The following is a 13622-nucleotide window of genomic DNA, read 5'->3' as shown; positions in this document are numbered from 1 at the left end:
TATCATGGAGACAGAAAATAGAAACAAACCGGGTAAACGATTTTTAGCAACACTAGGAGCAGGTGTTATTGGTTCGGTATTAACGTTAGCGGTCGTAGTCAATACAGATCTACTACAAGGCGGTTCCGCTGAAGTGGTACCTGTCACTACGGATACGGTTCCCTATAATGTACAGCAAACAAGCACTAAAGATATACCGTCACTTTCCGATATGGTAGAACAGTCTTCCGGTGCAATTGTCGGGATTGTCAATTACCAAAAAGGGAATAATCCTTTTTCACAGCAAGCTGAAAGTACCAAGAGCGGTTCCGGTTCGGGTGTCATTTATAAAATAGATGGTGACAAAGCATTTATCGTGACGAATAACCACGTCATCGAAGGCGCAGAAAAGCTTGAGGTTTCACTTGAAAGCGGAGAGACAACAACGGCTACGCTCGTTGGAAAAGATGCACTAAGTGACCTCGCTGTCCTAACTATCGATGCGAAGTATGCAGACACTTCCCTAGAATTCGGCGACTCCGATAAACTTCGTGCAGGAGACGATGTCATCGCCATCGGTAATCCCCTTGGCCTCGACTTCTCCGGTACAGTAACCCAAGGGATTGTTAGTGCAGTCAATCGGTCCATCAACGTGAAGACTTCTGCGGGCGAATGGGAAATGAATGTAATCCAAACGGACGCAGCCATTAACCCCGGGAACAGCGGTGGCGCACTCCTCAATGCAGCAGGACAAGTCATTGGCATTAACAGCTTAAAAATTTCTGAAAGTGGTGTCGAAGGACTTGGCTTTGCGATTCCAAGTAACGAAGTCATTCCATTAATTGAAGAAATGACAACAAATGGACAAGTTGAACGCCCATATATCGGGATTGGACTTGCGGATCTTGATCAGGTGCCACGGACCTATTTGCAAGGTCTTCCGAGTGAAATTAAAGCTGGCGTGGTAATTGCAAATATTGATCCTGAATCTGCAGCAGGAAAAGCGGGCCTCGATGTAGAAGATATAATAACAGCGATTAATGGTACTGAAGTGAAGAACTCAACAGAGCTACGGAAGTTCTTGTACACGAATCTTGCTGTCGGTGACAAAGCAACATTTACGATTTATCGCGGTTCCGAGTTGAAAACGGTTGACGTTTTACTTACGAGCAATGTATCCACGGCAAATTAATATATTCGTCCAAACACCTCTCCTTCATTCCATGGGAGGGGTGTTTGCAGTTGCTAATTTCTCGTTTTCGATTTACCTTGAAAGGAATGGCAGTGCAACAGGAGGCGTGTTTTAGTGAGAATTTTAGTAATTGAAGACAATGAAAGTGTATCTTCCATGATTGAGCTATTCTTCTTGAAGGAAGAAATCCATGGTTCATTCATAAAAAATGGTTTGGAAGGGTTCGAAATTGCGAAGCAAGGCGGCTGGGATTGCATCATTATCGACTGGATGTTGCCTGGCATGGATGGGATTTCGATTTGCCATAAACTACGGCTAGCAAACATTGCTACGCCCATTATTATGCTAACCGCAAAAGATGGTGAATCAGACCAAGTGCTCGGACTTGAAATGGGTGCAGATGATTATGTCACAAAACCCTTCAGTCCACTGGCGCTAATGGCTCGCATTAAGGCGGTAACACGCAGGTATTCAACGCTGAAAGACAAACCACTGCAAGATGGCGTCGTCGAAACCGCCCATTTTAAGATTAACCTCAACACACGTGACGTATTGCTCGATGGAGTACGAATACAAAACCTGACTCCAAAAGAATTCGATCTACTGTACCATTTTGTCCAGCATCCGAAACAAGTTTTCTCACGTGAACAATTGCTGGATAACGTTTGGGGATATGACTTTTACGGTGATGACCGAACTGTGGACGTGCATATCAAACGGCTTCGCACAAAAGTCTCGACGGATGAACAACCTTTTTTCCATACTGTTTGGGGCGTCGGTTACCGATTCGACGAAACCATAGGTGACTCAAAGTGAAAGTAAAATACTTATACCAGCAACTTGTCAGTCACTTTAGCGTAATCGTCATTGCATTTTTATTATTAAGCTTGCTATTTTCACACTATATCGAGCAATTTGTCTATGCTAATAAAACAGAAGAACTTCAGACATATGGGCAATCTATTTTACGAGACATCCAACAAGATCAGCGAAGTTCTGACAGGATCTTAAAATCTTACGGGCAAGTCCTAAATGGTCGGGATATTCAATATAGTTTATTCGACGAAAACTCGGCCATCATTTATTCGACAGGCATAAAAACGCCGCTCATTAGTTTGAGTGAAAAAGAATGGCACGATATTAAAAATGGTCAACCTGTAACTGTGAAGCAGGATTTCAAACGATTCAACGAAGCCGTCACATTTGTTCTACTTCCCTATGTCCAAAACAATCGATTTGTCGGCGGTATACTTTTGACGTCACCCATAAAGGGCTCACGTGAAGTTATTTCGCAAATGAATACTTATTTGCTTATTACAACATTCATCGCACTGACCATTTCGCTTCTTCTCAGCTGGATTTTATCGACTTTTCACGTTAGGCGTATTAAACGGCTTCAAGATGCAACTTCTGCCGTCGCACAAGGTGATTACTCAGTACGCATCCCCTCCTCGGATTTTGACGAAATCGGTGAACTTGCGGGTGATTTCAACGAGATGGTTGAAAAGTTGGATGCCTCAATGGAGGAAATTGAAAATCTCGAAAACAGGCGTCGTCAATTCATGGCCGATGTGTCACATGAATTACGAACACCCCTTACAACAATAAGAGGCATGATTGAAGGACTAAAAAATAATATGATTCCTGAATCTGAAAAAGAAAAGGGATTGCAACTCGCCACTAATGAAACGTTGCGACTTATCCGTCTGGTCAATGAAAACTTGGATTACGAAAAAATCCGCTCCAACCAAGTCACACTCTTTAAACAGGACATCCAGCTCGTTGAACTATTAGAAATCATTAAAGATCAGCTCGATGGCGTTGCGGCGGAACGAAATAACGAGATTTTTGTGGCTGTAGACCCAAATATATTGGTGTTTGCAGATTACGACAGACTCACCCAGATATTGATCAATATCACAAAAAATAGTATCCAATTCACCGACAACGGTAGGATCTATCTTCGCGGTTATATGAGCAATACAAACTGTATCATTGAAATCGAAGATACAGGTATTGGGATTGACCCTGATGATGTCGAGAAAATTTGGGGTCGTTTTTATAAAGCCATTGTATCTAGAACAACGAATCCATACGGCGAATTCGGACTTGGCTTGTCGATTGTAAAAAGTCTCGTCATGATGCATAACGGCGCAATCGATGTAACAAGCGAAAAAGGAAAAGGTACAAAATTTACGCTGTCGTTCCCTGTACAAAATGAAAACTAAAAATCTGTTTTAGCTGCTATGTATTGTGCATAGCAGTTTTTTTAATATCTCGTTCATACGCCTGTCATAATTCGTTCATATTCTTCGGGCATACTAAAATTAATCAGTTCCATGAAGGAGGAAAATAAATGAAGAATAATGCAATGAAATATGTTTTAGCAACCGTATTGACTCTGGGTGTAATTGGGTCGGTGACTGCCTATGCGAAAGAGGACAGCGAGACGACGAAAAGCTCCCCTTCGTTCGAACATAAACATGGTGATCAAGGAGATGCTAAAAAGTTTATTTCGGAGAAGGCAGAAGAACTTGGTATTAAAACTGACGGCAAGGACACGAAAGTAATTTTCGAAGAAGTACAAAAAGCCATGACCCTAAAACACGCGAAAGAACTAGGCATTGATACTGAAGGTAAAGAAATAAAAGCCCTTCAGAAAGAAATTTGGAATGCGAAACTTCAACTAGCAGCTACAGAGTTGGGCATTGATGCAACTGGCAAGGACGATGAAACGTTAGCAAAAGAAATTCGCGAAGCACAAATTACGAAAGAAGCAAAAGAGCTTGGTATCTCCACTGTTGGCAAAGAATTCAAAGCACTTGCAAAAGAAGTTGGGCAGGCTAAAGTTTTAAAAAAAGCAAAAGAACTGGGTATTGAAACAGATGACAAAGATCATCATGACTTAATGAAAGAAGTACGCGACAAAGAAATTTTCAATGCTGCTGAAAAACTTGGCATCGATACAGCGAACAAATCCGCACGTGAACTAATGAATGAAATCCGTACAAATTACGCCGACAAAGTTGAAGATTTGGACTTGTTCCCTTCTAAGGTAGAAAAAGACTTTTTCTTCGATAGACCACGTGATGGTAAAGGAGAACATTTTGAAGGTCGACGTGACCATGACAAAGACGACAATGGGGGGAAATCACAAGTACCAGAAAAAAGTAATACCCAAGAATAAAAAGACTGAACGAAAAAACGAATCTGTTTTTTCGTTTTTTTATTCTCCGTAATAGTTTGTTCATATTTCTCCTGTAGAATGAAGTTATATCAAACATTGGAGGAATTAAAAAATGCGTAAAAAAAGGTTATTCCCATTGTTAGCAGTCAGTCTACTCGCAATTATTCTAACTGTCACAACAGGCTGCTCAAAAGATTCAAAGGCGGCAGATGAAACTGTTGCAACTGTCGGTGATGAAAAAATTACGAAAGATGAATTATATGAAGTTCTCGTTCAATCTGCTGGAAAAGAAGCACTTACTGCAATGATTGACGATAAAGTCGTTGCACTTGAGTTGAAAAAAGAAAAAATCTCTATTTCAGATAAAGAAGTAGATGCAGAACTTGCAATATATATCGAAAATGCAGGTGGACAAGAAGCGTTTGACGCAGCACTTAAGCAGAATACAATGACTGAGAAAGAATTCAAAGAGAATATTATTGACTATTTATCTATCCGAAAAATAATTGAGCCACGTATTGAAATAACTGACGAGGACATCAAAGCGTACTTCGAAGAAAACAAAGAGTCCTTTAACGAGGAAGAACAAGTCGCAGCCAGCCATATTTTAGTGGAAGATGAAGCCACAGCGAAAAAAGTTGCGAAGAAACTTGCAGCTGGTGAGGATTTCGCAGCACTTGCAAAAGAATTCTCAACAGATACAATGAGTGCAGAAAGTGGCGGAGAATTAGGCTTTTTCCCACGTGGTAAAATGGTAGCCGAATTTGAAGAAGCAGCATTCTCCATGAAAGTTGATGCAATTAGCGACCCTATAAAAACAGAACACGGTTATCATATTATTCATGTAACCGATAAGAAAGCAGCAAAAGCTGCAACATTTGATGATCATAAAGAAGAAATAAAAGGACTATTACTAGAAGAAGGTGTACAAGCAGAGTACGTTAATTGGTTAGATGAAGTAAAATCAGACTATAAGATTAAGAATTCGTTACTCACAGAATAAGTTAAATATCGAAAAAACGGACTCCCTTCAATGCAGAATGATAGATACTGCGTTGAAGGGTTTTATTATTCGTTCTGCTTACATAGTTAAACGAATAATAAAACCCTTCAATATGCTGTACATACATAACAATTTGATTCATTTCAGATGAATTTCACCTACTAAAATAGTCGATTTACTACAACTTGCTAGAAAGCGCTTTCACTCACTCCCTTCGCGATATATTATATACAATGTATAAATTTCGCTACTATTCGACAGAATTTTATGCTATTCTAATTAAAATTCTATATTGTCTGAAAGGGGAGAATACTATGTCTCAAATGCTAGCTTTAGTTATCTTGGTCGCTATTTTATATATCGGAGATGTCGTCTCTGTCCGGACGAAAGCGTGGATTCCATCCGTTTTCGTCTGCGCTGTCCTCTTCCTGCTAGGTTATTGGACGTTTTTCCCGCAAGATATTGTTTCGCTTGCCGGTGTACCGCCTACTGTCGCATCAATGATGATTTATCTACTCATTACCAATATGGGTACATTGCTATCACTTCAACAACTGAAAGAACAATGGAAAACCATTTTAATTTCCCTTGCTGGAATTTTAGGGATTATCGTTGCTCTATTCGGAATCGGCACAATGCTATTTGGTATTGAAACAATTATCGTTGCAATTCCACCTCTCGTCGGCGGCGTTGTATCTGCGTTGATCATGTCGGAAGGCGCTGCCAACGCCGGACTCGCAACATTGGCTGTATTCGCGATTGTCATTTACGTGATGCAAGGCTTCGCGGGTTATCCTCTTACGTCAATTGTTCTTAAAAAAGAAGGTAAAATGCTTCTTGAAAAGTATCGTAAAGGCGAACTGAAGGAACAAAAGACCGGTACTCAAACTTCAGTTTCAGAACGACATGAACTTAAGCTATTTAAGAAGATGCCGGATAAATTCAATACAGACTACTTTAAGTTTTTCCGACTCGCACTCGTCGGATTCCTTGCGTATCTCGTTTCTACATTGCTGGCACCTATCGTGGTAATTAGTCCTTATGTGCTTTGCTTATTGTTTGGTATTATTGCAACAAGTATCGGCTTTTTGGAACGTCACGTACTGCAAAAAGCAAATGGGTTTGGATTAGCAATGATGGCACTTATGCTGTTCATCTTTGACGGTTTGAAAAAAGCGACACCTTCCATGATGATGGAAATTTTGTATCCACTCGTCGGCTGTATCGTATTGGGCGTCGTCGGTATGTACATCTTCTCGTTGTTCATGGGGAAAGTACTGAAAGTCAGTAAAGAAATGGCATTTGCTGTTTCGTTAACTGCGTTATACGGCTTCCCAGCGGACTATATTATTACCAACGAAGTCATCAATTCATTAACGGAAGATGAAAAAGAAAGAGAAGCACTGACAAGTCACATGTTACCGCCAATGCTCGTCGGCGGATTTATAAGTGTCACGATGGTTTCGGTTATCCTTGCGGGCCTCTTCGTCGGATTCTTGTAATGAGCTAATTTAGAAACTAATCAAACGAGGAGGACTAGATATGACAGCCTATCAACAACGGATTGAACAACATATCGAATTGTTGAGCCGATTTACAGCTACACCAGGTGCGGGTGTAACGCGGCTTACATATAGCCAAGAAGATTTACAGGCTCGGAATTATATTAAAGAAAAAATGGTGGAGTACGATCTAACAGTGACGGAAGACGGGTTCGGCAATATCTTCGGCAAGCTTGAAGGAGCTTTACCTGACGCACCTTCCGTTATCGTCGGCTCTCACTTTGACTCTGTTCCAAATGGTGGCGCGTATGACGGTGCTGCAGGTGTTGTTGTCGGATTAGAAGTGGCTGCACTGTTCAAAGAGAACAATCTTAAGCCAGCCTACCCGCTTGAAATCATTGCGCTTGTTGAAGAAGAAGGTTCCCGTTTTGGCGGTGGCCTAATGGGCTCACGTGGGATGATGGGTTTATTGACAGCAGAAGATTTCAAAACACTTGCTGATAAAGATGGCGTTTTAGCAGTAGATGCGATGGCAGATATCTCGGTCAACCCAGCGAATGAGAAAAAACGAGATCCGAAAACGATTAAAGCCTTCCTAGAGTTGCACATCGAACAAGGCCCTATTCTCGAGGAGTCAAACATTCAAATTGGTGTCGTTGAAGCCATTGTTGGACTAACACAATTAGAGGTGACTGTGCAAGGCCAAGCTGGACATGCCGGTACAACACCAATGGATCGGCGCTCCGATGCGCTTGTTTCCGCGGCGCACATCATTGCCGCCCTCCCAGGTATTGCGAGCGGTGAAGGCGAAGGTACTGTCATTACAACGGGTCGATTGAATGTCTTTCCGAATGGCGCAAATGTTATCCCAGATAAAGTTGTCTTCAGCGTAGACATTCGTTCAGGTAAAGAAGAGCATGTACTGAATGCAGTTCGCAAAGTGGAAGAATTGATTGTACAACAAGATGGCAATGGTATTCGCACGTCAATTGAACAGCAACTCTACATTGAACCGAAAGAACTCGATAGCAGCATCCGCTCTTTATTAAAAGAAGCGAGCGACCATCTTGAAATTCCTTATTGTTCAATTAATAGCGGTGCGGGCCACGATGCAATGGTATTCTCAGATTATACGGCTTGCGGAATGGTGTTCATCCCAAGCAAAGACGGGCTAAGTCATTGTCCGGAAGAATGGTCGGATCCAGGTCACCTTGCAGACGGCACGACTATTATCTATGAAGCGGTAAAGCGATTAACGGAGGCTAAAACAACATGATCAATCAAAAAATAAAAGATGCTATCACAAACTATAGCGACGAACTGACGGCACTGCGACGCAAATTACATAGCGAACCAGAACTGTCGTTTGAAGAAGTAAAAACAACAGCGTTCGTTTGCGCCTATCTAGACGAACTCGGTATTCCCTACCGCAAGACGGAACCTACTGGCGTTATTGCTGAAATCAAAGGTACGTCGGGCGGCAAAACAGTCGCACTGCGCGGCGATATGGATGCACTCTCTGTTGAACAATTAAACACGCATGTACCTTATGCCTCCAAGATTGAAGGGAAAATGCATGCATGCGGCCATGATGCACACACATCGATGTTGCTAATCGCTGCAAAAGCATTATCCGATGTGAAAGATGAACTGCCGGGTAACGTACGCCTGCTCTTCCAACCCGCAGAAGAAATTGCGCAAGGCGCAAAAGCGATGGTCGATCAAGGTGCCATGGACGGCGTCGACAATGTTTTCGGCATCCACATTTGGTCGCAAATGCCGACGCATAAAGTTTCTTGTACACCAGGCCCCTCATTCGCTGCAGCTGACATTTTCAAAGTCCACTTCACAGGTAAAGGCGGACATGGTGCCATGCCTCAAGACTGTATCGATGCAGCACTCGTTGCTTCTTCGTTCGTCATGAATGTCCAGACTGTCGTTTCACGGACGATTGACCCGCAACAAGCAGCGGTCCTGACTGTAGGTAAAATGGAGGTCGGCACGCGTTTCAACATTATCGCTGAGAATGCTCTGATTGAAGGAACCGTTCGTACGTTCAATCAAGACGTCCGCGATCAAATCGAAACAAGCATTTCACAATACGCCAAAAGCGTCGCTGACATGTTCGGCGCAACTGCGGAAGTTGAGTATATTCGTGGAACAGAACCAGTTATCAACGACGAAGAGAGTGCGAACCTTGTTCAACAAGTTGCAGCTGAAGCATTCGGTCCAGACGTTGTCTATGATGAAAAACCGACGATGGGCGCCGAAGATTTCTCGTTCTTCCTCGACAAAGCGCCCGGCAGTTTTGCACTTGTTGGTAGTGGTAATCCTGAAAAAGATACGGAGTGGTCACATCACCATGGAAACTTCGATATCGATGAAGATGCGCTCGTTACTGGAGCAGAACTATATGCGCAGTATGCATGGGCTTATTTGAATAAGTGATAGATTAAAGGAACGGAAAAGCTGATTTGGCTTTTCCGTTTTTTTGTGCTTGGCGGTGATAAACACAGTTGAGTCGGTGATAACACGCTCCATGCCGGTGATAAACACAGTTGTGTCGGTGACAATATACTCCGCAGCGGTGATAATCTTGTTGCAGTTAGTCATATAATCGGTGTGCTATGATAAATCTACTCACTACAACTCGATTGAAAAGAGGTGTTCCTATGAATTTCATTGCTTGGACAATCGTTGCGTGCGAAATTGGTTTCTGGGTCGTCATTGCTCTCGGACTTATCACCCGCTATATTTTCAAACGCGATAAGCTCGGCTTTTTCTTCCTTGCTTTGACACCAGTTATCGATTTACTTTTACTCATCGTCACAGCCACCGATTTATACAACGGGGCAACCGCAACACAAGTGCACGCCATTGCTGCAATCTATCTCGGATCTTCTATCGCGTTCGGCAAAAGCATAATCCGCTGGGCTGATGAACGGTTTCGTTACTACATTCAAAAAACGGGCACAAAACCGGTGCGTAAAGCCGGATTTGAATACGCTCGACACTCGATGAAAGGCACATTGCAGCATCTGCTCGCTTATATTATCGGCGGTGCTTTCCTTGTCGCAATGATTTATTTCATTGGGGATCCAGCAAGGACAGAAGTACTATCCTCTACTTTGAAAGTATGGGCACTCGTCCTCGGGATTGACTTTGTCATTTCTATTTCGTACTTCATCTGGCCGCGTCCAGAGAAAGTTAAATAAGCTAATTGCAAAAGCCGATCTTTTCGAAAGATCGGCTTTTGAGATGAAGTTACTTATTTCTGTTCTAATCGTTTAATAGTACTCCAGATGCCTAGACATACTTCGGTTTTTATAAGGCATATGATCGGGTGTATGGGGTTATGGTTGGTTCACTTGATATATGATCGGATGCGCCGGGGTTATGATCGGGTCGCCTGTTATATGATCGGACGCGCGGGGGTTATGATCGGTTCGCCTGTTATATGATCGGACGCGCGGGGGTTATGATCGGGTCACTTGTTATATGATCGGACGCATGGGGGTTATGATCGGTTCGCCTGTTATATGATCGGACGCGCGTGGGTTATGCTTGGTCCACTTGTTATATGATCGGCTGCACGGGGTTATGATCGGGTCACTTGTTATATGATCGGAAGCACGGGGTTATGATCGGGTCACTTGTTATATGATCGGTCACACCAGGGTTATGCTCGGTTCACAACATATATGATCGGCCACACCGGGGTTATGCTTGGTTCACAACATATACGCTCGGACGCACTGAGGTTTTATGATCACCCATTCTTTCACCAAAGGTCAACTAGTTTCCAAACAAAAAAGCCGACCTATTCAATAGGCCGGCTTTCGTTTCGTTAATCAATCGCGTAATAACTACAAACTACTTCAGCAACAGACTTTGCTGAAACCAGAAGAGCATCTTCATCAATATCAAATTTCGGGTGATGATTCATGAACGCCCTTTCTACACCTTTAGGCTTGCAACCGATATTAAAGAAAACGCCTGGAACTTTTTCCAAGTAATACGCAAAGTCTTCTGACCCCGAAAAGACGGGGAATTCCACTACTTCTTTGATATCGGGATCATCTGATTTTTTCAAAATGGAGACAACTTCTGCAGTCACCGCTGGGTCATTATAAAGCGGCGGATAATCAGCCGTATACGTCAACTCGCACGTGACGTCAAACTCCAGTTCAATGCCGCTAACAATACGATGAATTTCCCGGGAAATTAACTGCTGGGTATCCTCATTCATATACCGGACATCACCTTCAAGCTCTATGCTATCTTTGATAACATTAAACGAACCTTTTCCGTCAAATGAACCGATTGTAACAACACCCATTTCAAACGGATTTAAACGCCTACTGACAATGGTCTGGATTGCCGTTACAAAATGAGCACCTGCAATAATCGGATCGTTCGACTGATGCGGGGATGATCCATGACCGCCACTTCCTTGAATCACCAATTTAAAATACGTTCTCCCCGCCATTGCAAAGCCGCTGCGATAACCAATCGTACCTGTTGAATGCGAAGGGAATAAATGCGTCCCAAAAACCAGATCCAAATCATCTAGCACACCTGATTCAACAATACTCTTTGCTCCACCCGGCGGCGTTTCCTCCGCATGTTGGTGAATAATTTTAATTGTACCCGCAATCGATGATTTCATCTGAATGAGACAATCCGCAAGAATTAACATGTACGCGGTATGCCCGTCATGTCCACATGCATGCATCACGCCGTCATTTTTCGATTTGAACGGAACATCTGTCGCTTCATGAATCGGCAACGCATCAAAGTCAGCACGGAGTCCGATTGTCTTACCGGGCTTATCCCCTTTAATTGTTACGATGATTCCATATCCATTGCCAACATTCGTCTGCACTTCTACATCTTTTCCTTTATAAAAGTCAGCGATATATTGTGCAGTTTTTTCTTCTTTAAAAGACAGTTCCGGATTCTCATGTAAAAAGCGTCGAATTGCTATCATTTCGTCTTTACGACTTTCTAGCAGTTGCATTAATTCCTTTTTCGTCTCAATTACTTCTTCTACTCGTTGACTCATAACTAGTAGCCCCCTTTATTATTCTGCTGCCTTTTTGCTTGTATACTTCTCAAGAAGTATACAAGCAACGACTGTTCCTAGTATACAAAGAAACGTTTTCATTGAAGCCGGCACTGGGCCCAAGTTAACCAGTAGTCCAAAAGCCAATCCAACGATGCCCCATAGCGGTTTCTTAATGGCAAATTGAGCAATAACCCCACCAAAAATGGCTGGCAGGACAAACTGGAAGCTAGCTGTCAATGTTGCCGGCAACAATGCAATCAGATATGAACCGAAAAGAATCGCGAACACAAGAATGACTGTATTGACGATGGAAGCGGCTGCTATAGCGAGTGTTGCTGTTACTTCCCCTTTTTTCGTCCCAGGTTCTGCACCGACTACACTTTGAGCAATTGATGCACTTGGCAGACACATATTACCTATATTGCCAGTTAAAAAAGCAAGATAAGTGCCCGAAACACCCAAAATCGGATAATAACTAATTGGCTCAATAAACCACACTACCGCAATAATCGATGCATAAGCAAGGAACCCGGACAGTATTGGTGACCATCCCGGATGAAAATCAAGACCAAACGATAGATAGAGAGGCAAAGCCAACGTCAGTACGATAACACTCCAAATCGTCAAGCGTCCCCAAAAATGTGATTTAGCATGAAACGTTGCAAAGTCGAGTGTTGCATCTGTCTCGTCCGTCCGTAAATCCCCTTGCATCATCACTTCAGTTTCCCCTTCATTCATAATCGTCATACCGTTTCTCCTGCCTTCCTCGTTAAGTTAGTAACAGTCCTATTGATAACCCCACAACAATCACTAATCCGAGAGACCATTCTCTTAACCAATTCATTTTAAACTTATTAGAAGCCCATATGATAACCGGCATGACAAGAAATGCAGCTATAAATACCACCGTCTCATTGATCCCTCTTATCATTTGCCCTGCACCAAAATAACCAAAAGCCCCTATCATTGCTGCAGTCGAAACAATACTCAACAGTCTAACATTGCTATTTTTTCTCGAAATTTTCTCTTGAAACTTACCTAGTGATTTCGTGAATAACGCAGTAACCAATAACCAGCCCATTCCACCAAGACACATGACCCAAACTGCAGTCGTGAATGCTTGTTCAGTAAATGTCGACGAACCCAGTTCCGAGCCGGCCGCCTGTGCTCCTAGACTCGCGCCGACCGTTTCGATTGGTGCCGATCCGACGATACCGATTCGCATGAGTGTAACCGGATTTCCAAGGAAAGTAATTAAGGAAATCGCGACGATAATAATTGCAAAAGAAGGCCCTAACGAACTGATTGCCCCCGTCCGCACGACCGACCTCACCTCCAAAGTTGTCAGTCCAACAGAGGGAGCTGTTTTTGAAGCAAGCCTGATGAAGACAACTGCTTGAAATATAACAATACCAATGACGAGAGCCGCAATAATCCATATTGGGAAGCTGTTTGCTACTTTCAAAACTTGTTCCATCTTCTTTCCTCCTCATTACGTTTTGTCACCGGCAATTTTATACGGTTACTATTTTCGTATTACAACTAATTCATAGGGTAAATAATAAAGCGCTCACATTGTTAGAATTTTTACTCTTTTCAATTTATGTTCATTACTATACACTGGAATTAGTGTGATAACAATGTTCATTCATACACTGTTTTAGTGAATTATATAGATATTTCTACACCAC

At 42.6% G+C, this 13622-nt stretch carries 12 protein-coding genes; 9 read left to right on the top strand and 3 right to left on the bottom strand.

The annotated features are described in order from the left end of the window. Positions 1 to 4 precede the first annotated feature (4 nt). From ACP8HG_RS17975 to ACP8HG_RS17935, 9 genes are all read left to right on the top strand, one after another. The gene (locus tag ACP8HG_RS17975) at positions 5 to 1171 is read left to right on the top strand and encodes a S1C family serine protease (RefSeq protein WP_421102063.1); all 1167 of its coding nucleotides are present in this window, start codon (positions 5 to 7) and stop codon (positions 1169 to 1171) included. 114 nt (positions 1172 to 1285) lie between these two features. Continuing rightward, on the top strand, positions 1286 to 1987 hold the full coding sequence (locus tag ACP8HG_RS17970; protein WP_067204618.1) for a response regulator transcription factor: 702 nt from the start codon (positions 1286 to 1288) through the stop codon (positions 1985 to 1987). Continuing rightward, entirely contained in the window at positions 1984 to 3399 is a 1416-nt protein-coding gene (locus ACP8HG_RS17965; RefSeq protein ID WP_342539464.1) for a sensor histidine kinase, read from the top strand. Before ACP8HG_RS17970 ends, ACP8HG_RS17965 begins: the two co-directional genes overlap by 4 nt. 128 nt (positions 3400 to 3527) lie before the next feature. Continuing rightward, a complete protein-coding gene (locus ACP8HG_RS17960) occupies positions 3528 to 4358 on the top strand; it encodes a hypothetical protein (protein ID WP_438297496.1) in 831 nt (276 codons plus the stop codon). Positions 4359 to 4470: 112 nt separating this feature from the next. Continuing rightward, entirely contained in the window at positions 4471 to 5361 is an 891-nt protein-coding gene (locus ACP8HG_RS17955; protein ID WP_340741252.1) for a peptidylprolyl isomerase, read from the top strand. A gap of 314 nt (positions 5362 to 5675) precedes the next feature. Further along, positions 5676 to 6863, top strand: coding sequence for a hypothetical protein (locus ACP8HG_RS17950; RefSeq protein ID WP_438297494.1), 1188 nt, complete (start codon positions 5676 to 5678; stop codon positions 6861 to 6863). Positions 6864 to 6903: 40 nt separating this feature from the next. Continuing rightward, positions 6904 to 8139, top strand: a complete 1236-nt coding sequence (locus tag ACP8HG_RS17945) for a Zn-dependent hydrolase (RefSeq protein WP_438297492.1) — start codon at positions 6904 to 6906, stop codon at positions 8137 to 8139. Then, the gene (locus tag ACP8HG_RS17940; RefSeq protein ID WP_438297490.1) at positions 8136 to 9311 is read left to right on the top strand and encodes a M20 metallopeptidase family protein; all 1176 of its coding nucleotides are present in this window, start codon (positions 8136 to 8138) and stop codon (positions 9309 to 9311) included. Before ACP8HG_RS17945 ends, ACP8HG_RS17940 begins: the two co-directional genes overlap by 4 nt. 224 nt (positions 9312 to 9535) lie before the next feature. Further along, complete coding sequence (locus ACP8HG_RS17935) at positions 9536 to 10078, top strand: hypothetical protein (protein ID WP_438297488.1); 543 nt, start codon at positions 9536 to 9538, stop codon at positions 10076 to 10078. A gap of 632 nt (positions 10079 to 10710) precedes the next feature. On the opposite strand, the gene ACP8HG_RS17930 is transcribed toward ACP8HG_RS17935, so the two are convergent. The 3 genes from ACP8HG_RS17930 to ACP8HG_RS17920 are packed head-to-tail and all read right to left on the bottom strand — an operon-like array spanning position 10711 to position 13408. Beyond that, positions 10711 to 11928 carry a M20 family metallopeptidase gene (locus ACP8HG_RS17930; RefSeq protein ID WP_342539457.1) on the bottom strand — a complete coding sequence of 406 codons (1218 nt, stop codon included), beginning with the start codon at positions 11926 to 11928 and terminating at the stop codon, positions 10711 to 10713. Positions 11929 to 11946: 18 nt separating this feature from the next. Beyond that, positions 11947 to 12678: a small-conductance mechanosensitive channel gene (locus ACP8HG_RS17925; RefSeq protein ID WP_438297486.1), complete on the bottom strand. Its 732-nt coding sequence runs from the start codon at positions 12676 to 12678 to the stop codon at positions 11947 to 11949. Positions 12679 to 12700: 22 nt separating this feature from the next. Continuing rightward, positions 12701 to 13408, bottom strand: coding sequence for a DUF5058 family protein (locus ACP8HG_RS17920; protein WP_067204592.1), 708 nt, complete (start codon positions 13406 to 13408; stop codon positions 12701 to 12703). Positions 13409 to 13622 lie beyond the last annotated feature (214 nt).

It is taken from the genome of Sporosarcina sp. FA15, from assembly GCF_051550195.1.
Classification (GTDB): domain Bacteria; phylum Bacillota; class Bacilli; order Bacillales_A; family Planococcaceae; genus Sporosarcina; species Sporosarcina psychrophila.
The sequence above is the reverse complement of the archived record's forward strand: the minus strand, read 5'-3'. Positions and strand labels throughout refer to the sequence as shown.